Consider the following 26,343-nt stretch of genomic DNA (forward strand, 5'->3'; position numbering starts at 1 on the left):
GCTCCCATGCCGTTGCCCGCAGGCATCCGCTCGCGCCAGGTCGACAACGGCAACGGCCTGTCCATGCACGTGCTCGAAGCCGGCTTCGACGCGCCGGGTCGCCCTTGCGTGCTGTTGCTGCACGGTTTTCCGGAGCTGGCCTACAGCTGGCGCAAGGTGATGTTGCCGCTGGCCGAGGCGGGCTTTCACGTGGTCGCGCCCGATCAGCGCGGCTACGGCCGCACCACGGGCTGGCAGCAGGGCTTCGAAGCGGGGCTGGACGAGTTTCGCCTGCTCAACCTCGTACGGGATGCAGCGGGGCTCGTGTCCGCGCTGGGCCACCAGACGGCCGCGGTGGTGGGCCACGACTTCGGCTCGCCGGTGGCGGCTTGGTGCGCGCTGACCCGCCCGGACGTGTTCCGCTCGGTTGCATTGATGAGCGCGCCGTTTCCCGGCCCGCCGAACCCTGCGGCGGGACCCGTGTTCGCGCAGGCCACTCGGCACCTGCTCGATGGCCTGGCCGCACTGCACCCGCCGCGCAAGCACTACCAGTGGTACTACTCGGGGCCCGAAGCCGATGCCGACATGCGGCACGCACCGCAAGGACTGCATGCCTTCCTGCGCGGCTACTACCACCACAAGAGTGCCGACTGGCCGCAGAACCGGCCGTTCGCGCTGGCCGCAATGAGTGCCACCGAGCTGGCTCGCCTGCCCACCTACTACGTGATGCGGGCCGACCAGACCATGGCCGAGACGGTGGCTGCCGAAATGCCCTCGGCCGAACAGATCGCCGCCTGCCGATGGCTGCCCGAGGAGGAACTGGCCGTGTACACCGCCGAATACGCGCGAACCGGCTTCCAGGGCGGGTTGCAGTGGTATCGCTGCGGCACCGGCGGGCGCTACATTCCGGAAATGCAGGCGTGGTCGGGGCGCACGATCGACGTGCCCGCGTGCTTCATCGCGGGCCGCAGCGACTGGGGCGTGTTCCAGAAGCCCGGCGACTTCGAAGCCATGCGGGAGACCGCCTGCACGCGGCTGCGCGGCACGCACTGGGTCGAGGGGGCGGGGCACTGGGTGCAGCAGGAGCAGCCCGCCGAAGTGAGCCGCCTGCTGCTGGATTTTCTGGCTACTCCGCGATAAAGCCCGCGTCCTTGCGGATCGATTCGCGGTCGCGGTGGTTGTTGAGACGGCCCAGGGTGTTGTCGAGCAGGCGCTTGAGTTTGTCGGCCGCGCCGCGGAAGGCCTCGTCGAGGCTGGTGGCGTGCTGCGTGACCGCAAGCGGTTGGTGGTGGGCAAGGCGGGCTTCCATCACGCAGCATTTGTCGCCGCCGCCGGCCTTGTCGTGATTCTCGTCGCTCAGATGCACCTCGACGCGTGTCACGTCCTCGACGAAACGGCCCAGCTGCTGCTTGATCTCGGTATCGGCCCAGCGCTCCAGGGCGTCCTTGTTGTTGATGCCGTTGCTCGTGTTGACCTGAATCTGCATGCCATGTCCCTGCTGATGGATGAACGAGCCCCTACTGTGCGCCCGAAACGGTGACCCTGCGCGTAGGCGTGTTCCCCACCCTCGGGCCGGGGATGGTCCGGGACGCGGCTTTTCAGCTCTGGATGTAACTGGTGAGCTGGTTGATCGTCTGCTCGTGCTCGCTGATGATGTCGTCCATCAGGTCCTGGATGGAGATCATGCCCACCACCTTGTCGCCGTCGACCACGGGCAGGTGGCGGAACTTGCGCTGGCTCATCAGCGCCATGCAGGCCCGCGTGCGGGTCTGCGGGGTGACGGTCATCACGTCGGGCGTCATGATCTCGGAGACCTTCATTTCCTTGGAATTCTTGCCCTGCAGCGCCACCTTGCGCGTGTAGTCGCGCTCGGAAAGAAAGCCCACCAGCCGGTCGCCGTCCATCACCATCAGTGCGCCCACCTCGAAGTGCGCCAGGGTGGCCAGCGCATCGAACACGCTGGTGTCCGGCGAGGTGCGCCAGGCCGCGGAATCGTGGCGCTTGAGCAGTTCGGAGACGGGTTTCATCGCGGTAACTCCAACAAAAAGTTTCGATTCGACCGACGCGTCCATGCGCCGCACTCGGTCAAATGATAGAGGCGATATCGGTGGAACCGCCCCCCGCAATGCAAAAACCTCTAGGGGATTGCGCGCGTCGCGCGCAATGAGCGAACTAAGGTGTGGGTGCCAGCACGCGGCTGAGCGCCACGGGGTTGCCCGCGACGGTCTTGACCAGGCCCTTGTCGTCGAAATTCACCTGGTACTCCGACCAGCTGTCGCGCCAGTAGCGCCAGGTGGGTGCGTCGAGGCTGGGGTTCTCGCTGGCCACCGGATAGCCGATGGCCATCAGCACCTGTTCGCGTGTCATGCCGGGCGCCACCTTTCCGGCGACGATGGCGTCGCGGACGGCGGGCGGGAAGGCGGCCATCTTCTGCTTTGGATCTTCGGTCACCACGTAGCGCCGCGCGAAGTCGGCGAGCGTGATGTTGCGGCTGTAGTCGTTCTTGATGCGCTGGGGCTTGCCCGCGAGATCGGTGTCGAACCAGCGGAAGTCGTAGGCCGTGATGCGCGCCGGCGTGCCCACGGCCACGATGCTCGTGCCTTGCTCGTCGTAGTTGATGTCGCTGATCGAGTTGCCGTAGGTCCGCATGTTGCAGCACAGGTAGCCGCTGAGCATCGGGCCTTGCGGCGGCGAGGGGCGCTGGGCATGGACGACGGTCGCGGGAAGGAGGGTGGCTGCCAGCAGGGCGGCAGCGGCAAGGCGCTTGAACATGGATTTCCCTCGGTACTTATTGTGAAGATGGCTGCGGTTGCAGCGCGCGGATTCTAGAGGCCGAGGCACCCCGGACGCAGGCAGAATCGACATTCGAGGCTATCGAAAGCATAGCGGGCGTGATCTAACGCACATTCCGGGTCCACAATGCCCACCCGCCTTCGGGCCGATTCCCAGACAAAGCGAAAGAAAGAGCATCCATCGATGGCGATCCAGTGGTTCCCCGGGCACATGTACACGACCCAGAAGGCCATCACCGAACGGGTGAAGGACATCGACGTGGTCATCGAGCTGCTCGACGCGCGGCTGCCGGGCTCCAGCGCCAACCCGATGCTGGCCGAGCTCACGGCGGGGCGGCCCTCGCTCAAGGTGCTCAACAAGCAAGACCTGGCCGACCCCGGGCGTACAGCGCTGTGGCTCGCGCACTACAACGCGCTGCCGGCCACGCGCGCCATCCCGCTCGACGCGAGCCAGACCACGCCCGCACAGGCCATCGTGCGCGCCTGCCATGAACTCTCGCCCAACCGCGGCGGCATGGCCAAGCCGATGCGCGTGCTGATCTGCGGCATTCCCAACGTCGGCAAGTCGACCCTCATCAACACCCTGACCGGCAGCCGCAAGGCCAAGACCGGCGACGAGGCCGGCATTACCAAGCTGGAGCAGCGCATCACCCTGGCCGACGACTTCTACCTGTGGGACACGCCCGGCATGCTGTGGCCGCGCATCGTGGTGCCCAAGAGCGGCTACAACCTTGCGGCCAGCGGGGCGGTGGGGCGCAATGCCTTCGACGAAGAGGAAGTGGCGCTCGAGCTGCTCAACTACCTCAAGACGCACTATGCGGCAGGCATCGCGGAGCGATTCAAGCTGGTCGAGCTCGATGCAGCGACCATCGCCGGGATGAAGGACGAGGACGTGCTCGACACCATCGGTCGCAAGCGCGGTGCGCTGCTGGGCAAGGGCCGCGTCAACCTGCAGAAGGCAGCCGAGATCGTGATGCACGAGTTTCGTGCCGGCAACCTCGGGCGCATCACGCTCGAGACGCCCGAGGAGTTTGCGCAGTGGCTCGCGGAGGGGCAGCGCATCGATGCCGAGCGGCAGGCAAAGAAAGCGGCGCGCGGCAAGAAGCGCAAACCGGGCGCCGAGCCCGCCGAAGGCCAGGCGCCCGAGCCGCACTGAACCGCGGGCGCTCAGCGCATCTGCAGCCGCGCGTCCTTCGGGTAGCTGATGGTGTAGTCGGCCGCCACCCGCGCGGTCTTGCCCGCGTCGAGGTCGAAGCTCCACATCGCGAGGCCCGGCTGCTTGTTCCAGGCCAGTTCGCCGGGCTGGGGCGAGAACTGCGCGGCCACGCGCACCTGCTCGTCGACCGACACCGGGGCGGCCTCCAGCACCTGCACCGCGATGGGCGTGCGGTGGCGGTTCTCGACCACATAGGCACGCTGTACCTTGCGCTCGGCGCGGGAGCCGACGAAGCCGCCCGTGCCCTGGCTGTCTTGCTCGGGTTCGGGCTGCACGCGCACCAGCTCGTCGCGGCCGAAGGAGAGCGTGAGCCTGGCGTCGCTGGGCGCGCTCCAGCGCCCGCTGCCCACGAAGTTGCCGTCGCGGTAAAGTTGCAGCGCACCGGCCGGCCACACGCCCGCCGGCTGCGCGAGTTCTGCGACCAGGAAAGCGCTCGGGTCCACGCGCGGGCTGGTGCGTGCGGCGAGCTTTGCCGTGTCTTCGTGCTGGCCCAGCGCCAGCGTCACGCGCTGGCCGTTGGACGGCACGTCGATGCTTTGGGGCACCGCGAATTCGGTGGCAAAGCTGTTGTCGAACACGTTCACGTCGAAGAGCGGCTCCGCAGCCTCGGCCATTGCGCGCTTGTCGGCGGACGCCATCGGAGCCGGCGCCGCCATCATGGCGGCCGGGGCCGGGCTCGCCGGCGCACGCTGCGGCGGTTCGATGCCGATGCGCCATGCGCCGGGCGTGCGGCCCGCGGTTTCGCGGCGCGGCTGCCCGGTGGAAAGCACCAGCTTCACGCCGCGCCAGTCTTCGCCCGTGGCCTGCGCCACCAGGGCCTGGCGTTCGATGCGAACCTTGCGCGTGGCGGTGTCGAGCAGCGCGCGATACGTGGGCGTCCAGCCGGGGCCGTTGACCTGGTAGCTCAGCTTCACCTCGGCATCGGCGCTGGCGGCCAGCGTGACGGTCACGGCCATCACCTGGGCGCCGTTGCCTTGCGAGCGCTTGCGCTCGGCCAGCAGCGGGTTGAGCTGGCGGTCGATGTCGGCCTGCCTGCGCTGGATCTGGTGCTGCTTCAGCAGCGAGTCCTGCCCGGTGCGGCGCATGGCCTCGGTCATCGCGGCAAGGTTGCGTGCGTCCAACGGCGCGCGTGCGCCCTGGGCCGATTCGCCGCCGCCACCCGAGAGGCCCTTGAGATAGCCCGTCACCATGCCGAGCGCGTCGCTCTCGGCCTGCAGCGCTGCCTTCTGGTCTTCGAATTCGCGAATGCGGCCGTCGAGCGTGCTGGTTGCGCAGCGCGCCGAGAGTTCGCGCGGCTCGCTGAGCACCGAAGTCTCTCCCACCCGCACCGACGCCCCGGCCGACACCTGCAGGCTCTGCACGTCCAGCCCGGCGGGCAGGCAGGCGAAAGTGACGGATCGGCTGCCAGCCGCGACGCGCGCCACGCGCTCCACCGTCGCGCTGCCGGGATAGACCTTGACCTGGGTGATGCGCGATGCGTCCGCACCGGCGGCGAGGGCCACGGCCTGCGCATGGGCGCCGGTGCCGAGCATCAGCCAGGCCGCGGCCATGGCGGTGGCGCGCAAGCTGGCACGGAAGAAGAGGGAGGAAGAAGGGATAGCGTTCATCGGAGCCTCGGTAGTGGATCGTTCCTCCACTCATACGGCGGGCCTCGCCGACCGGGGTTAAGCCTCCGCAAAAAAAGTGCGCTGTCGCCAAGGCAACTGGCCGGGTGTTGCGCGTCGCGGGCGCGACGGCGCATGGCGGGGGCCCTTCGTAGAGTGGCTTCACCGCGTTCGACGCTTGCTTCATTCTTCTTTTTTCCTGAAAGACAGACCGCCATGCTCGACACCATCCAGGCCATCAACAAGACCGCCGCCTTCAATCGCTGGGCCGGCTTCGAAGTGACCCGAGCCGCTGACGGCGAAGCCGAATTGCGCATGGCATGGCGCGAGGAGGACATGGGTCAGTACGCCGGTTTCCTGCACGCGGGTCTCATCGGCGCCATGCTCGACACCGCCTGCGGCTTCGCGGCCGCCACGGTGGCGGGGCGGGTGCTGGCCTCGCACTTCTCGGTCAACTGCCTCTCGCCCGCACTGGGGCGCGCCTTCATCGCGCGCGGCAAGGTGGTGAAGGCCGGCCGCAAGCAGGTGTTTGCGACCGCCGAGCTCTATGGCCAGGGCGAGGGCGACAGCCTCAAGCTCGTGGCGACGGGGAGCGCCATCCTGGTTCCGGTGGAAGAGCTCCCTCCGGCGAAGTAGCCCGTGGTTCGGGGCCCGTGCGCCGGGGCTTGAGCCCGAACAGCGGGCGCAGCCAGTCGAAGCGCCGGATCAGCCCGTCGGTCAGCGCCCAGCAGCCCACGATGGTCAGCGCCGCCAGCAAGGCCGGCTCCAGCACCGGGCCCAATGCAAAAGGCGCCAGCAGCGCAACGCCGGCAATGATCAGCGTCTGGTGCAGCACGTACCACGGGTACACCGATTCGTTGGCCCAGCGCAGCCACGGCCAGGGCCGGTTCAGATGGCGATGGCCGTAGCCGAGGAGCGAGGCGACCGCCAGCCACAGGTAGAGCATGCGCAAGGTGTCCATCGGCGCGCCGGAGGGCGGCCCCTTGGCGCCGAGCCTCAGCACGATGAATGTGGCGATCGTTGCCGCCGCCAGCGCCAGCGAAACCCGCCGCAGGCGCTCCAGCTCGCGCCACACGCCCGTGTCCACGCCTATCCAGTAGCCGTACAGAAACACGGTGAAGTAGATGCTGTGCAGGTGAAAGTCGCGGATCAGGTTGTGCGTGGGCGGAAAGTGCCGGGCCAGCAGCATCGTCCAGACCAGCAGCGGAAGCGCCGGCAGCAACAGCAGCTTCCAGCCGCGCAGCCCGTTGAAGCGGCGGCGCATCCACTGGCCGGCCGGCGATTTCCACAGCGGCAGCGTCAGCGCGATGATGGCCGTGTAGGCGAACAGATAGGGCAGGTACCAGAGGTGGTTCCAGGTGATGCCGAACTCCGCGCCGGCAAAGGCCTCCTTCGGCCACGGATCTCCCATCGAGAGATAGCGCAGCAGGAACGCGCCGAAGCCCGGCGCGACCAGCCCGCTGGCCACGCCCTGCGCATAGGCCTGATAAGGAACGATCACCGCCATGCCGAAGGCCAGCGGCAGCATCAGCCGCACGCCGCGGCTGCGCAGCAGCGCCCAGGTGCCCTGGTTGCGGCTCAGGAAGCCCAGCGACACGCCCGAGACCAGGAACACCAGGTCCATGCGCCAGAGGTTGAGCACGCGCATCGGCCACTGCAGCCATTCGGCCGCGTGCGGACTCTTGAGGTGCCAGGGCCAGTCGGCCACGTAGTACATCGCCACGTGGTACAGGATGACCAGCAGGAAGGCCAGCGCGCGCAGCGCGTCGATGTCGTGGCGGCGGTCGGATGGGGTGGGCAGGGTCGCAGGGGTTGCGCTCATCGGTCGCTCCTCGAAAACGCGGCAAAGAAGGGCCGATGGTTGCGTCCAAGCGCCGCGCGCGGCCTGCCCAAGGGACGGATCGCGGGCCTTTTGTGACGAGCGGTGGCCTCCGGGGACGAAATTTGCCCGCCGGGCGCGCGGATCGCGAGAATCCCGGGCATGGGAGATTCCCGAAAGAACCTGTACGAGCGCTATGAGCCCATCCGCCGCCGCGTTGAGGTGGGCTTCTGGATCGTCTTCATGGCGCTTCAGGCGGTGTTCAACACCATGGTGGCGCTGGTCGATGCGCGCGACCGCGCGGTGCCGCGTGCCACTTGGGAAATCGTCACCTGGGAAGTGTCGAGTCACCTCGTGCTGCTGACGCTGGTGCCGGCCGTGGTGGCCATCCAGCGCCGGCTGTCGCCGCTGGCGCGTACCCATCTGCTGCGCTACCTGGCGTGGCACCTGGCGGCCAGCGTCGTCTTCAGCGTGGTGCACGTGGCGGCCATGTTCGCGCTGCGGGCCATGGTCTATGCCGCGTTCGGGGAGCGCTACGACTACGCGGGCTGGACCGGGCGCTGGGGCTACGAATACCTGAAGGACGTGCGTGCCTACCTGTCGATGGTGTTCGGCATCTGGGTCTACGGGGTTTTCATGCTGCGGCTGCAGGGCGAGGCACGCGTGCTCGATCCGCCCGAGCCTGCCCAACCCACCGCACCAGAACACCCCGTGCCGCCCGCGCGTCCGGAGCGCTTCCTGGTGCGCAAGCTGCGGCGCGAATTTCTCATTGCCGCGGGCGACATCGACTGGCTCCAGGCCGAGGGCAACTACGTCGGCCTGCACGTCAACGGCCACGACTACCTGCTGCGCGCGACGCTCACCGACTTTCTGACCCAGCTCGACCCTGCCCATTTCGTGCGCGTGCACCGCAGCCACGCGGTCAACCTGGGCCGCATCAAGGAGATCGAGCCGCTCGACGGTGGCGATGCCCGGCTGCACATGGACGATGGCACCACGGTGCCGTGCAGCCGCCGCTACCGCGAGGCTTTGCGCGCCGGGGCGACCTGACGGCACCGAGCGTGCCGCCGGGTGTCCTGTTCCGGTGCGGGCCCAGATCCGGAAGCCCCTTTATGGCTCGTTCCGCACCATCAAAGCGCCTTTAGGCACCATTTTTGCTTTCTTATGGCGCTGCGCCGAGCAATTCGGGTGCATGCACCAATTCAAACCAGAAAAACTGCAAGAAGCTCCAATGGACGCACTCAAACAGGGCGCAGACGCGCTGTTCATCCTTCTCGGCGCCATCATGGTGTTGGCCATGCACGCCGGTTTTGCCTTTCTCGAACTGGGCACGGTTCGCAAGAAGAACCAGGTCAATGCGCTGGTCAAGATCCTGGTCGACTTCTCGGTCTCGACCATCGTGTACTTCCTGGTGGGCTACGGCGTGGCGTACGGCACCCATTTCTTCGTCGGCGCGACGGAGCTCGCGGCCAAGAGCGGCTACGAGCTGGTGAAGTTCTTCTTCCTGCTCACCTTTGCCGCGGCCATTCCGGCCATCATCTCGGGCGGCATCGCGGAGCGCGCCAAGTTCTGGCCTCAATTGATCGCTACGGCGGTCATCGTCGGTTTCGTCTATCCGCTGTACGAGGGCATCGCCTGGAACAAGGCCTTCGGCATCCAGGCGTGGATCGCTTCGGTCACGGGCAGCGAGTTCCATGACTTTGCGGGTTCGGTGGTGGTGCATGCGGTGGGCGGCTGGCTCGCGCTGCCGGCCGTGCTGCTGCTGGGCGCACGCCGCAACCGCTACCGCGGCGACGGCTCGCTGAGCGCACATCCGCCGTCGAACATTCCCTTTCTGGCGCTGGGTGCCTGGGTGCTGTGCGTGGGCTGGTTCGGCTTCAACGTGATGAGCGCGCAGAGCATCGACAAGATCTCGGGCCTTGTGGCCGTCAATTCGCTCATGGCCATGGTGGGCGGCACCCTGGTGGCCCTGGCGCTCGGCAAGAACGACCCCGGCTTCGTCTACAACGGACCGCTCGCCGGCCTCGTGGCGGTGTGCGCCGGCTCCGACCTGATGCACCCGCTGGGCGCGCTGGTGGTGGGCGGCGTGGCCGGCGCCATCTTCGTGGTGATGTTCACGCTCACGCAGAACAAGTGGAAGATCGACGACGTGCTCGGCGTGTGGCCGCTGCACGGCCTGTGCGGCACCTGGGGCGGCATTGCGGCCGGCTTCTTCGGCACGCAGGCGCTGGGCGGCATCGGCGGCGTAAGCCTGTGGGCGCAGCTCATCGGCACCTTGATCGGCGTGGCCTGGGCTGCGCTGGCAGGGGCTGCGGTGTACGGCGCACTCAAGGCCACGATGGGGCTGCGGCTCACGCAGGAAGAGGAATACGACGGGGCCGACCTGTCGATCCACCATATTTCGGCTACGCCGGAGCGTGAGGCCAACTGGTAGGGCCCAGTACGACGCTGAAGCGTCAAGAAGCACGAAAGCGCAGCCTGTAGCAAACTCGCCCGACCTGTCCGCTTCAATTTCGCCAACGCCAATGACCCAACAGCCCCCCGCCCTCGAAGTCCTCCCCCGCGACCTCTCCGCCTACCGCAAGGGCAACATCGGCATCGACTACGTGCACCGCTTCGAGTCCGGCAAGCCCGGCCCGCACGTGCTGATCAACGCACTCACGCACGGCAACGAAATCTGCGGCATGACCGCCGCCACGCACCTGCTCGACACCAACGTGCGCCCCAAGATCGGCACGCTCACCGTGAGCTTTGCCAACGTGGAAGCGTACGAGTCCTTCGACAAGGCGCTGCCCTTCGACAGCCGGCAACTGGTGCACAACCTCAACCGCATCTGGTCGCCCGAATGGCTCGACGGCACCGAAGACAGCCCCGAGCTGCGCCGCGCCCGCGTGCTGCGCCCGGTGGTGAGCGCGGCCGACCACATCCTGGACATCCACTCCACCAGCCAGCCGGTGATCCCGTTCTGGGTGTACCCGGCGTTCGACCGCAATGCCGAGGCCGCAATGGCCATCGGCCGCCCCTCGGTGCACCTGGTGATGCCCGACGGCCTCGGCTCCGGCACGCCGCTGATCCAGCATGGCCGGCATGGCCTGCCCGAAGGCAAGGGCGTGGCGCTAGTGGCCGAATGCGGCCAGCACTTTCTGCGCTCGGCCTCCGAACTGGCCACCGCCATCTCGCTCGATTTTCTGGCGCACTTCGGCCTCGTCGACAAGGACCCGGCCGTGCCCGCGCCCGGCCCGCAGCGCCGCTTCGAGCTGCTGCAGACGCACGTCATCAAGTCGGAAGAGTTTGCCTTCGTGCGCCCGCTGATCGGCTTCGAGACCTTTGCCAAGGGCGAACTCATCGCCACCAACGGCCCGGACGAGATCCGCGCGCCGTGCGACGACTGCACGATCTTCATGCCCGCGCAGCGCGTGATCGTGGGGCGGGAGGCGGTGTATTTGACGAAGCCGATCTGACGTCGGGGTGGCGACTCAGGCCGCAATGAAAAGCGCCGGATCCACCATCGCCCGATTCAGCATCACGGACCAATGCAGATGAGGCCCCGTCACGCGGCCAGTGGCGCCGACGGCTGCAAGCTGCTCCCCGGTCTTCAGCACGTCGCCCACCTTCACATCGACGCGGCTCAGGTGGCAATACATCGTCAGCAGGCCGCCGCCGTGGTCGAGCCACACCGTGCCACCGTTGAAGAAATAGTCACCCGTATCGATGACCCGCCCCGGCAGCGGCGCCAGAACCGGCGTGCCCGTGCCCGCGGCGATGTCCATGCCGCTGTGCGGATTGCGCGACTGGCCGTTGAACACGCGGCGCAGGCCGAACGAACTGGAGCGGCGGCCCGGCACGGGGACGCGCATCTGCAGAGACGCATCGGGCCGCAGGTCGGTGAACGTGGCCATCACGGTGGCCAGGTGCGCGCGTTCGCTTTCATAGCGCGCTTCGTCGTCCGGGGATAGATCGACAGTGCGTGGCGGTACCGAAAGGCGCTGTTCGCGATATTGCTTGGGGGCCACGGTGTAGGCGACTTGTTTTTCGGCACCACCCTCTGGACGCACGATGACGCTCGCATCGCCCGGCACAGCCGCGAGCGGAATACCCACCAGCGCGGTCCAGTCGATGGCATCGCCCACGACGAGCAGCGGCACCTCGCCGGCAAAGACGGAGGGGCGCTTCGCTGCCGGGCCGAGCGACAGGCGCGCCACGCCGCCCGGTACTTGGGACGCGCGCGGCCAGACTTCAGGCTGGTTCTTCTTCTTTGACGCGCTGGCGTGTGTGGCGGTCAGCGCCAGAAGGCCCATTGCGCCGAACAGGGCAGAGCGGCGGCTGAGGGCGGTCGGGTGGAGGTCGGGGAACGGGTGATGCATGAATCGTTTGGGTTTTCGATGGACAGGGATTGGCGAGGCCGTCCTGCACCGATCGGCTGTCACCGGGATTGAACTCAAGGCTTCTTGTACGAACGAACAAACATGGCGAACCGACAGAGGAAACGGAAATGAAGATCCGAACGCTGGGCCGATTGGCCTTGATGGTAAGCGTGGGTGCCATGGCTGCCGGATGCGGCAGCACTGCGATTCGTGTAGGCGGCGCGCCCGAGGCGAGCGTCAAGAATTGCGTGGCCGCGGCTTCGCGCGAGTTTCGCGTGCCTGTACCGAGCATCGTCGCGGACAAGGGCACGACGCCGCGCGACGGCGTCTACACGATCAACCTGAAGGTCGGGCCGCAAGGCCGGCCGGCGATCTGTACGACGGATGAAAACAGCGCGGTGCTGGGCGTGGTCTACAGCAAGCGGCAGGAATGAATGAACATACAAAAAAAAGCCGGGGCCATCGCGGCCCCGGCTTTGTGCGGGACGCGGGGCGATTACTTGCCCCAGCTGTCCCGCATTCCAGCCGCGCGATTGAACACGCGTTTGCCATCCGTACCTGACTTCGCATCGAGCACGAAGTACCCATGCCGTTCGAACTGAAACGCCGCACCGTCTTGAGCATTGGCCAGTGACGGTTCGACGTACGCAGAGCAGACCTCCAGGCTCTGCTTGTTCAGCTCATCCATCAACTCTCCGCTGCCCGGGTTCGCCGCCGCAAACAGCCGCTCGTACAGGCGCACCTCGGCCTGCACCGCATCGGCCGCGGCCACCCAGGTGATGTTGCCCTTCACCTTGATGGCGTCCGCGCCGGGCGTGCCGCTCTTGGTGTCGGGCACCAGCGTGGCCCGCACTTCGACGAGTTTGCCGTTCGCGTCCTTGGTACCGCCGGTGCATTCGATGACGTGGCCGTATTTCAGCCGCACCTTGTTGCCCGGGAACAGGCGGAAGAAGCCCTTGGGCTGCACTTCTTCGTAGTCGGTGCGTTCGATCCACACCTCGCGGCCGAGCTTGAATTCGCGCTTGCCCATTTCGGGATGGTGCGGGTGCACGGGGGCCGAGCAGTCGTCGAGCACGTCGTCGCTGCCCATCAGTTCGCCCCAGTTGGTGATCACCAGCTTGACCGGGTCGAGCACGGCCATGGCGCGCGGTGCGGTGGGGTCCAGGGTGTCGCGCAGCGCGGCCTCCAGGCTGGCGTAATCGATCCAGCCGCCGGACTTGGTGGTGCCGCTGCGTTCGCAGAACAGGCGCAGCGCCTCGGGCGTGTAGCCGCGGCGGCGCAGGCCCGCCAGGGTGGGCATGCGGGGGTCGTCCCAACCGTCGACGTGCTTTTCTTCGACCAGCTGGCGCAGCTTGCGCTTGCTGGTGAGCACGTGGGTGACGTTGAGGCGCGCAAATTCATACTGGCGCGGATGCGGGCTGGCAATGAGGCCGCCTTCGGCCAAGCGGTCGAGCAGCCAGTCATAGAAGGGGCGCTGGTCTTCGAACTCCAGCGTGCAGATGGAATGGGTGATCTGCTCCAGCGCGTCTTCGATGGGGTGTGCAAAGGTGTACATCGGGTAGATGCACCACTTGTCGCCGGTGTTGTGGTGAGTGGCCCGGCGCACGCGGTACAGCGCGGGGTCGCGCATGTTGATGTTGGTGCTGGCCATGTCGATCTTCGCGCGCAGGATGGCGGCGCCGTCGGCCACCTGGCCGTCGCGCATGGCGCGGAAGCGCTCAAGGTTTTCCTCGGGCGTGCGGGTGCGGAAGGGGCTGTCGGTGCCGGGCGTGTTGAAGTCGCCGCGGTTCGCGCGAACTTCATCGGCAGTCTGTTCGTCCACGTAGGCGAGGCCGGCGCCGATCAGGTATTCCGCCGCGCGGTACATGAAGTCGAAGTAGTCGCTCGCAAAGTATTCGTGCGGCTGCAGGGTGCCTGGCGCGCTGGGCCGGTCGGCCAGGTAGGTCTCGTAGCCGAGCCACTGGACGGCGTCGCGGATGGAATCGACGTACTCCTGCTCTTCTTTCTCGGGGTTGGTGTCGTCGAAGCGCAGGTGGCACACGCCGCCGTATTCCCTGGCCAGCTCGAAGTTGAGCCAGATGCTCTTGGCATGGCCGATGTGCAGGTAGCCGTTGGGTTCGGGCGGAAAGCGCATGCGCACCTTGGCCGGGTCGGCCATGCCCTGGGCGTGATGGGCGGCGTCGCCGGGCGAGCCGCCCCATTTGCGGCCAGAATAGGCCCCCTGCGCAAGGTCGTTCTCGATCACGTGGCGCAGGAAATTACTCGGTGCAGCGGCCGTTTTCGCGCTGTCTTTGTCGGTCGGGGAGGTCATTGCGGCATTCTAGAGTGCACCCCCTGCCGGTTACCTTTGGCAACGTTCTTCACATTGCGGCGGGCAACCGCTTTGCATTTGGCGCGTTCAATACATACATGGGCGGGAAACGCCCCAACTAGGAGTCCAAGATCATGAGCCTCACACGTTCAACCTTCTTCAAATGGGCCGCCGCGGGTGTCGTGGCAGCCGGTGCATTGTTTGCGGCCACTTCGGCCAGTGCTCGCGGTGACGTGAGCTGGTCGGTGGGCGTGGGCCTGCCAGGGGTGGCTGTGGGCGTCGGCGCGCCGGCCTACTATCCGGCGCCGGTCTATGCGGCCCCTGCGCCCGTGTACTACGACGCGCCGCCCCCGGTGTACTACCGCCCGCCGCCGCCGGTCTACTACCGTCCGGCTCCGGTGTACTACGCACCGCCGGCGTACTACGCGCCGCGCTACTATGGTCCGCGGGGCTATCACCACGGCCATCGCCACTGGCGCTAAGCAGTGGCTGGGGCGGCAATCCGCCATGTGAAAAAGCCGGTCCGTCAAGGCCGGCTTTTTTTATGCGCGTGTGTAACCCGCCAAATTTCACATGGCGCGAAACAGGTGCCCGTAAAGCCGGCTGACCGGAATTTTCTCGGGCCGGCCGCGCAGGTCCAGATGCAGCTTGCCGGCCTCGTCGCGGTGCACGGCTTCTATGGCCGAACTGCGCACCACCACCGCGCGGTGCACCTGCCAGAAGACCTCGGAGTCGAGCTGGGTCAGCAACTGCTTCAGCGGCGTGCGAATCAGGTATTCGTGCGTGGCGGTGAGCACGCGAATGTATTTGTCCGCCGCCTCGAAATACAGCACTTCGTCGATCGGGACCATGCGCACGGTGCTGCCGCCCGCTTCGCTGGCTGCAATCATCCTGAGCGGGGCGGTGCCGGGTGCCTGCGTGCCGCCCGATGCAGCCGCGAGTACCTGGCGCCACTGTGCAAGGGTTTGCTCCAGCACTTCGTCGGCTCCGTTCGGGGCCGGTTTCGATGGCTGCTGTGCGGTCAAGGCCTGCTGCAGCCGCAGCACGGTCTTGCGCAGGCGCTCGGGCTGCACCGGCTTGAGCACGTAGTCGATGGCCCGGGTTTCGAAGGCGCGGGCGGCGTATTCGTCGTAGGCGGTCACGAAGACCAGTTGCGGCATGGGCGCCTCGTCGGTGGGCCAGCTGTCGGCCAGCTCGGCGGCAGCGCCCAGGCCGTCGAGGCCGGGCATGCGGATGTCGAAGAACAGCACCTGCGGCAGCAGGCGCAGGGCCTCGCGCACGGCGGCTCGGCCGTCTCCCGTGGTGGCAAGCACCTGCAGTTCGGGCCATGCGGCGGCCAGTTCGGCCTTGAGGGCCTGGGCGAGCAGGGGCTCGTCTTCGGCGATGAGGGCGGTGGGGTTCATGCGCTTGGTGGCAAGGGAAAGCTGATGGTGGTGCGGGTGCCGCCCGTGGGCTCAGCGGCCAGGCTCATGCGGCCCTGGTCGCCGTACACGGCGGCAAGCCGTTCGCGGACCTGCGCGAGCCCGAAGCCGCCGCCTTCCGACGGCGACTGGCTTGCGTCGAGGCCGACCCCGGTGTCGCTCACTTCGATGACCAACCGGTCCACATCCTGGCGGGCGCGCACGATGATATTGCCCCCTTCGACCTTGGGCTCGAGCCCGTGGCGGATGCTGTTTTCCACCAGCGGCTGAAGCAGCAGCGGCGGCACGGGCGTGTCGCGCAAAACTTCCGGCAGATCGAGCGTGTAGCGCAGGCGCTCGCCCATGCGCACGGACATCAGCTCGAGGTAGTCGGCCAGCCGCTCGAACTCGGCCGAAAGCGGATGTGCCAGCGCGCGCGATCCGTTGAGCGTCATGCGCAGGTAGTTGTTGAGCCGGTCGAGCATGGCAATGGCGCGCGGCGGGTCGGTTGCGATCAGTGCGCGCAGGTTGGCCAGGGTGTTGAACAGCATGTGCGGTTCGAGCTGGGTTTCGAGCAGCTTGAGCCGCGCCTCCGTGGCATTGCGCTGCGCCAGTTCGATCTGGCCCCGCAGGTGTTTGCTCCTGCCAAGGCTGTAGAAAAAGAAGCACATGCAGACGGTGGCTGTCACCGTGATGATGATCGTGGTCGCGAGCCTGCGCTCCGCGAAGCTGCGGAAATTGAGCAGGGGCTGATGGGTCCACGCGTCGCCAATGGCATTGCCCCCCAGGAAGCCGACCGTCACACCGGCCGCCACCAGCAGATAGCCCCAGGGGCCGGACGGCCAGAGGATCTCCCTGTGGCCGCTGATGAGCAGCCGGCCCACGTCGATGAAGAGCCAGCTGATCAGCCCGATCGACAGCGAATACACCATCTGCGCGCCCCACTCCCCGTGCTGCGTGATGGCCAGCGCCGCGGCGATGAAGCAGCAGAAGACGACGGTGATGAGGCCATGCCGAAGCATGCTCCGGACGTTCTCCGCGCGGAAACGAGGGAGCGTTTCAACACTCATCCGCGCTCCCCGGAGCGCAGCGCGCGCCGTTCCCGCTCCACCAGCCGGTCGTAGAAGTTGCCGCCAGGCGCAACGAACCAGATCACTGCGCCGTGTATCAAGAGGCCCAGGCCCCAGCCCATGAGTGGGTACACCGCCCATCTGTGGCCGCGCGATGCCGAGAGCGCCACCAGGCCGAGGTTGACCAGCACGTAGACGAAGGCATGGATGTACCAGCCCATCTTGGCGCCGGCGCGGCGGCGGGCGAGCTTTTCGATGTCGGGGCGGGAAGCGTTCTGAAGGGTGGGGTTCATGACAACTCCTTGAATTGAACCGGAATGAAATCGGGGTCGGACGGCTGCGGCGCAGGCATCGATTGCAGGGCCGCGTGCCGGCGAAGCTCTTCGGTGGTCTCCCCCGGCCCGTCGGGACGCCAGCCCGGCGGCTTGACGAGGTAGCCCACGAAGGCGCGCACCGAACGCGCCGAACGCAGGTCGCGCAGCAGCGCGCGCCAGTGCATGAATTCGATCTCGAAGAGGTTGTGCGAGGTCACCGGGTTCACCAGTCCGTAGCGGCAGGGCAGGTCGGCGCGCTCCGGAATGTAGGTGCCGAACAGGCGGTCGAACACGATCAGTACACCGCCGTAGTTGCCGTCGAGATACTCGAGGTTAGAGGCGTGATGCACGCGGTGGGCCGAGGGCGTGTTGAGCACCCATTCCAGCGGGCCGAGCTTCGGAATCCAGGTCGCGTGGATCCAGAACTGGTACAGCAGGTTCAGCGTGAGCATCAGCAGGATCACCTTGGGTGGCATGCCCAAGAGCGGCGCCAGCATGAAGAAGGCGAGCGTGCCGGTGAGCCGGCCGGTCCAGCCGAAACGGTAGGCGGCCGACAGGTTGAGCTGGTTCGGCGAATGATGGATGGCATGCGTGCACCAGAACCAGCGCACCCGGTGGGCGGCGCGGTGGTACCAGTAGTAGCAGAACTCCTGGCCGATGAAGCAGGCGACCCAGCCGCTCCAGTGGCCCATGGGCAGCGTGAAGAGCCGATGGTTCCAGAACCAGTCCATCGCGCCGGTCCAGAAGGCCAGCGGCAGCAGCCAGCGCAGGGGGTACTCGCGCACCAAGAAGTCGACCACCGAGACGCCGGCCGCCTTCCAGTCGTAGCTGCGCCAACCGTTGCGCCAGGAGAGCACGAGCGCCTCGGCGATCGAGGCGGCGAGCACCACCGTGACGGAAATCTTGAGGATCAGAAAGAGCACGGTCATGGCAGTTCCTGGCGGGAGGCTGGGGCTGGAATCTTAGGCTGCGCGGGCGCCGGTAGCCATGGCGTCGGTGGCGAAGGCCAGCTTCCACAGGCGCACGGCACGCGCCGCGAAGATGCCGCTGAAGGCGCCGTACAGCATGGGAACCGCGACGGCGAAGCTGGCCTGCTGGCGCAGTTCGGGGTGCATGGCCAGGGCCACGCCCACCACGTACTTGGTGAAGAAGATGCCCATCATCAGCACCAGCGGCACCGCGCTGCCGGCCACCTGAAATTCGCGTGCGGCCCGGTCGTAGCGCGTGCTGGCGGGCAGGGGGTTCTGGAGTACCAGCAGCACCAGCGCGGCCACGGCCACGGCCCAGCCGAGCAAGGCGCCGGGCGAATCGCCAAAGGCCGAGATCACGCCGGCCAGCGAGAGGCCCGTCATGGCAATCGGCATCACCGTGACCTTGGCCAGGCTGACACTGCCGGACATCAGCTGCTTGCAGCCGAGCCACAGGAGCAGCACGAAAACGGCGAAGACCCACTTCGGGGTGTGAAGAATGATTTGCAGCAGCATGGCGTTTCTCCAACAAAAGGTGATTCGATGGGCGGACTGTGCCGGCGCCCCCACACAGCCGCCACGGGTCTGCGACGAAATGCAGGCCGGCGGCGCCAGGCGCAGCGGATTGGCGCGAAACGCGCCGTTCGCGGCAGCTTTACCGGCGCTTTACGGTTCATAAGACAGGCGCGCTACGATGCAGCGCTCCACTAGCGGTCGTACCTGCGCACTGCCACATCACACATGGAATCTCCGAACTCCGAGCCTTCTTCCGGCGATTCGCCTGCTGTTCAACCGGCAACACAACCCTCTTCGTCCCCGCCGCCCCGGCCGCCCTCGCGCCGCAGGCTCTGGCTTGGCAGCCTGATTGCGCTGCTGTTGTTGCTGGCGCTGGGAGGCGGCGCCTGGTACCTCATCAACCGCAAGGCAAGCACCGCCGGTGGGCCGGGCTTCGGCGGCGCGACGGTCACGGTCGGCCATGCGGCGGCGCGCGAAATCGAGCTGCCGGTCACCATCGATGCGCTCGGCACGGTCACGCCGTTGGCAACCATCACGCTCAAGGCGCAGGTCGGCGGCGTGCTGACCGAGGTACTCTTTACCGAAGGGCAGACCGTTGCCAAGAACCAACTGCTCGCGCGCATCGACCCCCGGCCCTATGAGCAGGCGCTGATGCAGGCGCGCGGCACCCGCCAGCGCGACGAGGCGCAGCTCGACGCCGCGCGCGTCACGCTGGCGCGCTACCGCACGCTGCTGGGGCAGGACTCCATTGCCCGGCAGGACGTCGACACCCAGGCCGCGCTGGTCCGCCAGCTCGAAGGCACGGTCACCACCGACCTGGCCGCCGAGGCCGCGGCCAAGCTGAACCTCGACTACACCCGCATCACGTCGCCGGTGGCAGGCCGCATCGGCCTGCGCACGGTGGACGCGGGCAATACCGTGACGGCCAACGCGACCACGGGTATCGCGGTCATTACGCAGATGAACCCGATCGACGTGCAGTTCTCGGTGCCGCAAGACCGGGTGCCTGACATCCAGGCGCAGCTTGCCAAGGGTGAGCCGCTCTCGGTCACCGCCTTCGACCGCACCCGCGCGGTGACGCTCGACACCGGCACTTTCTCCACGCTCGACAACCAGGTCGACACCACCACCGGCACGGTAAAGGCCAAGGCCCGTTTCGGCAATGCGCAGACCACGCTGTTCCCGAGCCAGTTCGTCAATGTGCAGATGTTGCTGCGCAAGGTGCGCGCCGTGGTCGTGCCGGTGACGGCCGTGCGTACCGGCCCCAACGGCGACTACGTGTATGTGATCAACGAAGACCGCACGGTGTCGACACGCCCGGTGAAGCGCGGCGAAGCCAATGCCGAGGTGGTGGCCATCACCTCGGGCGTGCGCGTCGGCGAGAACGTGGTCACCGAAGGCGGCGACCGCATCAAGGACGGCGCGGTCGTGCAGTTGCAGGGCGACCGGCCCGCCGCAGGGCCGCGCGGCGGCGCATCGGGTCCGCGCGGTGCGGCTTCGGGGCCGCGCGGACAACGCGGAGAGCGCGGCGAGGGCGGAGAGCGGCGGCGCCAGCGCGCCCCGCAATGACGAGCAACCACAATCCACGGAACCAGCGAGCGCGTTCGCGATGAGTCCCTCCCGCCCTTTCATCGAACGGCCGGTGGCCACGGCGCTTCTGATGGTCGCCATCGTGCTGGCCGGCCTCGTCGGCTTGCGGCTGCTGCCGCTGGCCGCGCTGCCGCAGGTCGACTACCCGACCATCCAGGTGCAGACCCTCTACCCCGGCGCCAGCCCCGAGGTCATGGGCCGCACCGTCACGGCCCCGCTCGAGCGCCAGTTCGGGCAGATGGCGGGCCTCAACCGCATGAGTTCGGTGAGCTCGGCGGGCGTGTCGATCGTCACGCTGCAGTTCGCACTCGACCAGACCCTGGACGTGGCCGAGCAGCAGGTGCAGGCCGCTATCAACGCGGGCGGCTCGCTGCTTCCGGCCGACCTGCCCGCACCGCCCGTGTACGCCAAGGTGAACCCGGCCGATGCGCCCATCCTCACGCTGGCCGTGAGCTCCGAGACCATGCCGCTCACCGAGGTGCAGAACCTCGTGAACACGCGGCTCGCACAGAAGATCAGCCAGGTCAGCGGCGTGGGGCTGGTGTCGCTCTCGGGCGGGCAGCGGCCGGCCGTGCGCATCCAGGCCGACACCAACGCGCTCGCGTCGGTGGGCATCGGCCTGGACACCCTGCGCAGCGCCATCACCGCGGCCAACGCCAACAGCGCCAAGGGCAGCTTCGACGGACCGCGGCGCGCCTACACCATCAACGCCAACGACCAGCTCGTGACGGCGGACGACTACAAGAACCTCATCGTCGCCTGGAAGAACGGCGCGCCGGTGCGGATGACCGAGGTGGCGCGCGTGGTCGATGGCGCCGAGAACACGCAGCTGGGCGCCTGGGCCGCGTTGCGCGCTGGCGAGCAGCCGGCCACGCTCTACCCCGCCATCATCCTGAACGTGCAGCGGCAACCGGGTGCCAACGTGATCGGCACGGTCGATGCCATCAAGAAGCAGCTGCCCGAACTGCAGGCATCGCTCCCGGGCTCGCTCAAGGTGGAGGTGCTGAGCGACCGCACCACCGGCATTCGCGCCTCGGTCTCGCACGTGCAGCTCGAGCTCGGACTGGCCGTGGTGATGGTGGTGCTGGTGATCTTCTTCTTCCTGCACAGCGTGCGCGCCACGATCATCGCCAGCCTGGCGGTGCCGATCTCGCTCGTGGGCACCTGCGGGCTGATGTACCTGCTCGGCTACAGCCTCAACAACCTGAGCCTGATGGCGCTGACCATTGCCACCGGCTTCGTGGTGGACGACGCGATCGTGATGATCGAGAACATCGCGCGCTACCTCGAAGAGGGCGACCCGCCGTTCAAGGCCGCGCTCAAGGGGGCGACGCAGATCGGCTTCACCATCATCTCGCTGACGGTGTCGCTCATTGCCGTGCTCATTCCGCTGCTGTTCATGGGCGATGTGGTGGGGCGCCTGTTCCGGGAGTTTGCCGTCACATTGGCCATCACGATCCTGATCTCCGCCGTGGTGTCGCTCACCCTGGTGCCGATGATGTCGGCGCGCTGGCTCAAGCCGCAGGCCGAGGAGGGCGGGCGCTTCGGTGCCAGCGTGCAGCGCTTCTTCGAACGCGTGATCGGCCGCTACGACGTGTGGCTGCAATGGGTGCTGCGCCACCAGCCGCTGACGCTCGTCGTGGCGCTGGCCACGCTGGCCCTCACGGTGCTGCTCTACGTGGTGATCCCGAAGGGGCTTTTCCCGACGCAGGACACCGGGCAACTGCAGGCCCGCATCGAGGCGGCGCAGGATGTGTCGTACACGCGCATGGCCGAGTTGCAGCAGCAAGCCGCCAAGGCCATCCTGGCCGACCCCGAAGTGGCCAGCGTGAGCTCGGTGGTGGGGGTGGACGCCGCCAACAACACCGCGCTGAACACCGGCAGCATGCTCATCAACATGCGCGCCGACCGCGGCGACCAGGAGGCCACGATGCAGCGCCTGCGCGAGCGGGTGCGTGCCGTGGCCGGCGTCACGCTTTATTTGCAGCCCACGCAAGACCTGACCATCGACGCCGAAACCGGCCCCACCGAGTTCCGCGTCTCGCTCGAAGGGGTGGACACCAACACCGTCGATGCCTGGGCGCAAAAGCTGGTGGAGCGGCTGCGCTCCGAACCCCTGGTGCGCAACCCCACCACCACGGCGGGCGCGAAGGGCCTGGCCGCGTACGTGGACATCGACCGCAACACGGCCGCGCGGCTGTCGGTCACGGCCAGTTCGGTGGACGACACGCTGTACAGCGCGTTCGGCCAGCGCATCGTCTCGACCATCTTCACCGAGACCAACCAGTACCGCGTGATCCTGGAAGCGCAGCGCGAAGCCCTGGCTTCGCCGCAGCTGCTGGGCAACCTGCAGCTTCGCACCGGCGGCGGCAGTGCAACCACGCTGTCGTCGATTGCCACGGTGCGCGAGCAGGCAGCGCCGCTGCAGGTCACGCACGTGGCGCAGTATCCGGCAGCCACCGTGGGCTTCGACACGGCCGAGAACGTGGCGCTCGGAAAGTCGGTGGCGGCCATTCGCGCGGCCGCCAAGGAAATCGGCATGCCGTCGAGCATGACGATGACTTTCCTGGGCGCGGCGGGCGCCTACGAAAAATCGCTTTCCAACCAGCTGTGGCTCATCCTGGCGGCGGTGGTGTGCGTGTACATCGTGCTGGGCGTGCTGTATGAGAGCTACATCCATCCGCTGACCATTCTCTCGACACTTCCCTCGGCCGGCGTGGGCGCGCTGCTGGCCTTGATGGTCACCGGCAACGACCTGGGCGTGATCGGCATCATCGGCATCATCCTGCTGATCGGCATCGTGAAGAAGAACGCCATCATGATGATCGACTTTGCCATCGACGCCGAGCGGCGCGAGGGCAAGTCGCCCCAGGAGGCCATCCACCAGGCGGCATTGCTGCGCTTCCGGCCCATCCTGATGACCACGCTGGCGGCGCTTTTCGCGGCGCTGCCGCTGATGTTCGGCTGGGGCGAGGGCGCCGAGCTGCGCCGGCCGCTCGGCCTGGCGATCTTCGGCGGGCTGGTGGTGAGCCAGGTGCTCACGCTGTTCACCACGCCGGTGGTCTACCTGGCATTCGACCGGCTCGGCCGCCGCTTCGGGCCCAAGCGGGAGGCCGCGGCCGCATGAACCTCTCCAGGCCTTTCGTCGAACGTCCGATCGCCACGGTCCTCTTGACCATCGGCATCGCCCTGGCCGGGATCGCGGCGTTCTTCGTGCTGCCTGTGTCGCCGTTGCCGCAGGTCGACTTTCCCACCATCTCGGTGACGGCCAGCCTCGCGGGCGCGAGCCCGAGCACCATGGCATCGAGCGTTGCCACACCGCTGGAGCGGCGGCTCGGCGTGATCGCGGGCGTCAACGAACTCACCTCGACCAGCTCCAACGGCTCGACGCGCATCAGCCTGCAGTTCGACCTCAAGCGCAACATCGACAGCGCCGCGCGCGAGGTGCAGGCGGCCATCAACGCGGCGCGGGCCGACCTGCCGGCCACCTTGCGCAGCAACCCGACCTACCGCAAGCGCAACCCGACGGCCGCGCCCATCGCGATCCTGGCGCTCACTTCCAAGACGCGCACGCCGGGGCAGATCTACGAGGCCGTCTCCAACATCGTGAGCCAGAAGCTCTCGCAGGTGGAGGGCGTGGGCGAGGTCGAGATCGGCGGCGGCTCGCTGCCGGCCGTGCGGGTGGAGCTCGAGCCCTTCTCGCTCAACCGCTTCGGCATCAGCAGCGAAGACGTGCGCGCCGCCATCCAGGCCAACAACGCCAACCGGCCCAAGGGCGCGATCGAGAACGACGAGCGCCGGCTGCAGATCTACACGCCCTCGCCGGGCCGCCATGCCGTGGAGTACCGCGACATGGTGATCGCCTGGCGCAACGGCGCGGCCGTGCGGCTGGGCGATGTCGCGCGGGTGATCGACAGCGTGGAGAACACGCGCACCCTGGGTCTCTTCAACGGCCAGCCCGCGGTGATCGTGCTGGTCACGCAGGAGCCCGGCGCCAACATCATCCAGACCGTGGACGGCGTGCGCGAGCTGTTGCCCGAACTGCGCGCGCAGCTGCCGCAGGACATCGAGGTGCAGGTGGCCTCCGACCGCACCAACTCCATCCGCGCGTCGCTGCGCGAGATCGAGGCCACGCTGATGATCTCCATCGCGCTGGTGGTGCTCGTGGTGGGCTTGTTCCTGCGCCGTGCGCGCGCCACCATCATTCCGGCCGTGGCCACGGTGGTGTCGCTGCTCGGCACCTTCGGCGTGATGCACCTGCTGGGCTACAGCCTGAACAACCTGAGCCTGATGGCGCTGACGGTGGCCACCGGCTTCGTGGTGGACGACGCCATCGTGGTGCTCGAGAACACCAGCCGCCACATCGAGGCCGGAATGGGCCGCATCGAGGCGGCCCTGCGCGGCGCGCGCGAGGTGGGCTTCACCGTGCTGTCGATCAGCCTGTCGCTGGTGGCGGTGTTCATCCCGCTGCTGTTCATGGACGGGCAGATCGGCCGGCTGTTCCGCGAATTCGCGGTCACGCTGTCCGTGGCGGTGCTGATCTCGCTGGTGATCTCGCTCACCACCACGCCCATGCTGTGCGCCATGCTGCTGCGGCCCGAGGAGCCCGGCGCCAGGCCGCCGGGGCGCCTGGCGCGCATGTCGGAAAGCGTCTACCAGTGGAGCCTGCGCACCTATGCCCACAGCCTCGACTGGGCGCTCGCGAGCAAGGCCGTGGTCATGGTGGTGCTGCTGGCGGTCATCGGGCTCAACGTGTACCTGTTCTCCGCCATTCCCAAGGGCTACTTTCCCGAGCAGGACAACGGCCAGCTCAACGCGGGCCTGCGCGCGGACCAGAGCATTTCGTCCGTGGCGCTGAGCGAGAAACTGCGCCAGGCGGTCGACATCATCCACAAGGACCCGGCCGTCGATACCGTGGTGGGCTTTGCGGGCGGCAGCCGCTCGGGCGGCGGCTTCATGTTCGTCAACCTCAAGCCGGTATCGCAGCGCAGCGAAAAGACCGCCGTGGTCGTCAACCGGCTGCGGCCACAGCTCAACCAGCTCACCGGCCTGCGCGTGTTCCTGAGCCCGGTGCAAGACCTGCGCATGGGCGGGCGTTCGAGCAACTCCACCTACCAGTACACGCTGAAGGGCGACAACCTGGCCGACCTGCGCACCTGGACCGCCAAGCTGGCCGACCGGCTGCGCCAGGAAACGGCGCTGACCGATGTCGACAGTGACCAGGCGGACAACGGCGTGGAGACCTACGTCGATGTCGACCGCGAAAGTGCCGCGCGGCTCGGCGTGACGTCGAGCGCGGTCGACAACGCGCTCTACAACGCCTACGGACAGCGTTCGGTCGCCACCATCTACGACGAGCTCAACCAGTATTCCGTGATCATGGAATGGGCGCCGCGCTACCAGCGCGCGCCCGTGGTGCTGAAGGACCTGTACGTACCCTCGACGCTCACCACCAGCACCACCGCGAGCGGCGCAACCATCGTGAGTTCGCTGGCCAACACCACCGACGCCAGCACCGGCACCTCGACCACCACGTCGGCCAACCCGGCACTGCGTACCGCGTCCACCGGCCAGGCGCTGGCCGCGAACACCACGCTGATGGTGCCGCTCTCGGCCATTGCCAAGGTCAGCGAGCGCGCGGTGCCGAGCTCCATCGACCACCAGGACACCGAGCTCGCGAGCACCGTCTCGTTCAACCTGGACGAGGGCGTCACGCTGCAGGACGCGCGGCGCATCGTCGCTCAGGCCGAGGCCGACATTGCCATGCCCGTGAACGTGCGCGGCAGCTTCCAGGGTACGGCGCTCGCGGCGCAGCAGTCGCAGGGACAGCAGCTTGCGCTCATCCTGGCGGCCATCGTGGTCATCTACATCGTGCTCGGCATACTCTACGAAAGCCTGATTCACCCGATCACCGTGCTGACCACACTGCCTTCGGCGGGCGTGGGCGCGGTGCTCGCGCTGCTGCTGTTCCGCATGGATTTTTCGATCATTGCGCTGATCGGTCTCTTCCTCCTGATCGGCATCGTGAAGAAGAATGCGATTCTGATCATCGACTTCGCGCTCGAGGCCGAGCGCGCGCGCGGCATCTCGGCCGTGGAAGCGGTGCGCGAGGCTTGCCTGCTGCGTTTCCGGCCGATTCTCATGACCACGCTGGCCGCCGCGCTGGGCGCGCTGCCGCTGGCCATCGGCTTCGGCCAGGGCGCCGAACTGCGCCAGCCGCTGGGCGTGGCGATCATCGGCGGCCTGGTGGCGAGCCAGCTGCTCACCCTGCTCACCACGCCGGTGGTCTACGTGCTGCTCGACAAGCTGCGCCGGCGCTCCGGCAACGAGCGGCACCTGAGCCGCGCCGCGAGCTCGCCTGTATGAAACCCACTCCCGTCCCTCGCGCACTTCGTGTAGC

Annotated in this window: 23 protein-coding genes; 11 read left to right on the plus strand and 12 right to left on the minus strand. The window is 67.5% G+C overall.

All coding sequences use genetic code 11. From position 1 onward, the window contains the following. Positions 1–6: 6 nt before the first annotated feature. Positions 7–1,119 (plus strand): alpha/beta fold hydrolase, encoded by a 1,113-nt coding sequence (locus ACAM55_RS07065; protein WP_369656350.1) that lies wholly within the window; start codon positions 7–9, stop codon positions 1,117–1,119. Here the strand turns inward: ACAM55_RS07065 and ACAM55_RS07070 are convergent. The 3 genes from ACAM55_RS07070 to bamE form a co-directional block, all read right to left on the minus strand. Beyond that, positions 1,106–1,465 carry an HPF/RaiA family ribosome-associated protein gene (locus tag ACAM55_RS07070; RefSeq protein ID WP_369655326.1) on the minus strand — a complete coding sequence of 120 codons (360 nt, stop codon included), beginning with the start codon at positions 1,463–1,465 and terminating at the stop codon, positions 1,106–1,108. The two genes, ACAM55_RS07065 and ACAM55_RS07070, sit on opposite strands and share 14 nt — an antisense overlap. 112 nt (positions 1,466–1,577) lie before the next feature. After that, entirely contained in the window at positions 1,578–2,006 is a 429-nt protein-coding gene (locus ACAM55_RS07075; protein ID WP_369655327.1) for a CBS domain-containing protein, read from the minus strand. 145 nt (positions 2,007–2,151) lie between these two features. Next, on the minus strand, positions 2,152–2,751 hold the full coding sequence (gene bamE / locus ACAM55_RS07080) for an outer membrane protein assembly factor BamE (protein WP_369655328.1): 600 nt from the start codon (positions 2,749–2,751) through the stop codon (positions 2,152–2,154). Between the two features lie 204 nt (positions 2,752–2,955). Here bamE and ylqF point away from each other — a divergent pair, with 204 nt between their 5' ends. Then, positions 2,956–3,927 carry a ribosome biogenesis GTPase YlqF gene (gene ylqF / locus ACAM55_RS07085; protein WP_369655329.1) on the plus strand — a complete coding sequence of 324 codons (972 nt, stop codon included), beginning with the start codon at positions 2,956–2,958 and terminating at the stop codon, positions 3,925–3,927. Between the two features lie 11 nt (positions 3,928–3,938). Here the strand turns inward: ylqF and ACAM55_RS07090 are convergent, their stop codons facing one another. Beyond that, positions 3,939–5,594 (minus strand): DUF4139 domain-containing protein, encoded by a 1,656-nt coding sequence (locus ACAM55_RS07090; RefSeq protein ID WP_369655330.1) that lies wholly within the window; start codon positions 5,592–5,594, stop codon positions 3,939–3,941. A 213-nt stretch (positions 5,595–5,807) separates the two neighbouring features. Here ACAM55_RS07090 and ACAM55_RS07095 point away from each other — a divergent pair, with 213 nt between their 5' ends. Continuing rightward, positions 5,808–6,227, plus strand: a complete 420-nt coding sequence (locus tag ACAM55_RS07095) for a PaaI family thioesterase (protein WP_369655331.1) — start codon at positions 5,808–5,810, stop codon at positions 6,225–6,227. Here the strand turns inward: ACAM55_RS07095 and ACAM55_RS07100 are convergent. Beyond that, positions 6,163–7,413, minus strand: a complete 1,251-nt coding sequence (locus tag ACAM55_RS07100; protein WP_369655332.1) for an acyltransferase family protein — start codon at positions 7,411–7,413, stop codon at positions 6,163–6,165. The genes ACAM55_RS07095 and ACAM55_RS07100 overlap by 65 nt on opposite strands. 159 nt (positions 7,414–7,572) lie before the next feature. On the opposite strand from ACAM55_RS07100, the gene ACAM55_RS07105 reads away from it, so the two are divergent. The 3 genes from ACAM55_RS07105 (at position 7,573) to ACAM55_RS07115 (ending at position 10,871) form a co-directional block, all read left to right on the plus strand. Then, complete coding sequence (locus ACAM55_RS07105) at positions 7,573–8,460, plus strand: LytTR family DNA-binding domain-containing protein (protein WP_369655333.1); 888 nt, start codon at positions 7,573–7,575, stop codon at positions 8,458–8,460. A 181-nt stretch (positions 8,461–8,641) separates the two neighbouring features. After that, complete coding sequence (locus ACAM55_RS07110) at positions 8,642–9,844, plus strand: ammonium transporter (protein WP_369655334.1); 1,203 nt, start codon at positions 8,642–8,644, stop codon at positions 9,842–9,844. 91 nt (positions 9,845–9,935) lie between these two features. Next, entirely contained in the window at positions 9,936–10,871 is a 936-nt protein-coding gene (locus ACAM55_RS07115; RefSeq protein ID WP_369655335.1) for a succinylglutamate desuccinylase/aspartoacylase family protein, read from the plus strand. A 15-nt stretch (positions 10,872–10,886) separates the two neighbouring features. Here the strand turns inward: ACAM55_RS07115 and ACAM55_RS07120 are convergent, their stop codons facing one another. Then, the gene (locus ACAM55_RS07120; protein WP_369655336.1) at positions 10,887–11,774 is read right to left on the minus strand and encodes a peptidoglycan DD-metalloendopeptidase family protein; all 888 of its coding nucleotides are present in this window, start codon (positions 11,772–11,774) and stop codon (positions 10,887–10,889) included. 128 nt (positions 11,775–11,902) lie between these two features. On the opposite strand from ACAM55_RS07120, the gene ACAM55_RS07125 reads away from it, so the two are divergent. Next, positions 11,903–12,208 (plus strand): hypothetical protein, encoded by a 306-nt coding sequence (locus tag ACAM55_RS07125; RefSeq protein ID WP_369655337.1) that lies wholly within the window; start codon positions 11,903–11,905, stop codon positions 12,206–12,208. Positions 12,209–12,270: 62 nt separating this feature from the next. On the opposite strand, the gene ACAM55_RS07130 is transcribed toward ACAM55_RS07125, so the two are convergent. Continuing rightward, positions 12,271–14,085 carry a glutamine--tRNA ligase/YqeY domain fusion protein gene (locus ACAM55_RS07130; RefSeq protein ID WP_369655338.1) on the minus strand — a complete coding sequence of 605 codons (1,815 nt, stop codon included), beginning with the start codon at positions 14,083–14,085 and terminating at the stop codon, positions 12,271–12,273. Positions 14,086–14,219: 134 nt separating this feature from the next. Here ACAM55_RS07130 and ACAM55_RS07135 point away from each other — a divergent pair, with 134 nt between their 5' ends. Beyond that, complete coding sequence (locus tag ACAM55_RS07135; RefSeq protein ID WP_093016338.1) at positions 14,220–14,567, plus strand: hypothetical protein; 348 nt, start codon at positions 14,220–14,222, stop codon at positions 14,565–14,567. An 87-nt stretch (positions 14,568–14,654) separates the two neighbouring features. Here the strand turns inward: ACAM55_RS07135 and ACAM55_RS07140 are convergent, their stop codons facing one another. From ACAM55_RS07140 to ACAM55_RS07160, 5 genes are read right to left on the minus strand one after another with little or no spacing between them, the layout of a single operon-like run. Continuing rightward, a complete protein-coding gene (locus ACAM55_RS07140; protein WP_369655339.1) occupies positions 14,655–15,488 on the minus strand; it encodes a LytR/AlgR family response regulator transcription factor in 834 nt (277 codons plus the stop codon). Then, positions 15,485–16,555, minus strand: a complete 1,071-nt coding sequence (locus ACAM55_RS07145) for a sensor histidine kinase (RefSeq protein ID WP_369655340.1) — start codon at positions 16,553–16,555, stop codon at positions 15,485–15,487. The genes ACAM55_RS07140 and ACAM55_RS07145 overlap by 4 nt, the downstream gene beginning before the upstream one ends. Beyond that, complete coding sequence (locus ACAM55_RS07150) at positions 16,552–16,848, minus strand: 2TM domain-containing protein (RefSeq protein ID WP_369655341.1); 297 nt, start codon at positions 16,846–16,848, stop codon at positions 16,552–16,554. Before ACAM55_RS07150 ends, ACAM55_RS07145 begins: the two co-directional genes overlap by 4 nt. Next, positions 16,845–17,798: a sterol desaturase family protein gene (locus tag ACAM55_RS07155; protein ID WP_369655342.1), complete on the minus strand. Its 954-nt coding sequence runs from the start codon at positions 17,796–17,798 to the stop codon at positions 16,845–16,847. The genes ACAM55_RS07150 and ACAM55_RS07155 overlap by 4 nt, the downstream gene beginning before the upstream one ends. A 33-nt stretch (positions 17,799–17,831) precedes the next feature. Next, positions 17,832–18,353, minus strand: a complete 522-nt coding sequence (locus ACAM55_RS07160; protein WP_369655343.1) for a DUF6622 family protein — start codon at positions 18,351–18,353, stop codon at positions 17,832–17,834. A 225-nt stretch (positions 18,354–18,578) separates the two neighbouring features. Here ACAM55_RS07160 and ACAM55_RS07165 point away from each other — a divergent pair, with 225 nt between their 5' ends. The 3 genes from ACAM55_RS07165 to ACAM55_RS07175 are packed head-to-tail and all read left to right on the plus strand — an operon-like array spanning position 18,579 to position 26,309. Beyond that, on the plus strand, positions 18,579–19,922 hold the full coding sequence (locus ACAM55_RS07165; protein ID WP_369655344.1) for an efflux RND transporter periplasmic adaptor subunit: 1,344 nt from the start codon (positions 18,579–18,581) through the stop codon (positions 19,920–19,922). A 40-nt stretch (positions 19,923–19,962) separates the two neighbouring features. Further along, complete coding sequence (locus tag ACAM55_RS07170; protein ID WP_369655345.1) at positions 19,963–23,070, plus strand: efflux RND transporter permease subunit; 3,108 nt, start codon at positions 19,963–19,965, stop codon at positions 23,068–23,070. After that, the gene (locus ACAM55_RS07175) at positions 23,067–26,309 is read left to right on the plus strand and encodes an efflux RND transporter permease subunit (protein ID WP_369655346.1); all 3,243 of its coding nucleotides are present in this window, start codon (positions 23,067–23,069) and stop codon (positions 26,307–26,309) included. The genes ACAM55_RS07170 and ACAM55_RS07175 overlap by 4 nt, the downstream gene beginning before the upstream one ends. The last annotated feature ends 34 nt before the right edge of the window (positions 26,310–26,343 follow it).

The sequence above is a fragment of the Variovorax sp. V213 genome (assembly GCF_041154455.1).
GTDB lineage: Bacteria > Pseudomonadota > Gammaproteobacteria > Burkholderiales > Burkholderiaceae_C > Variovorax.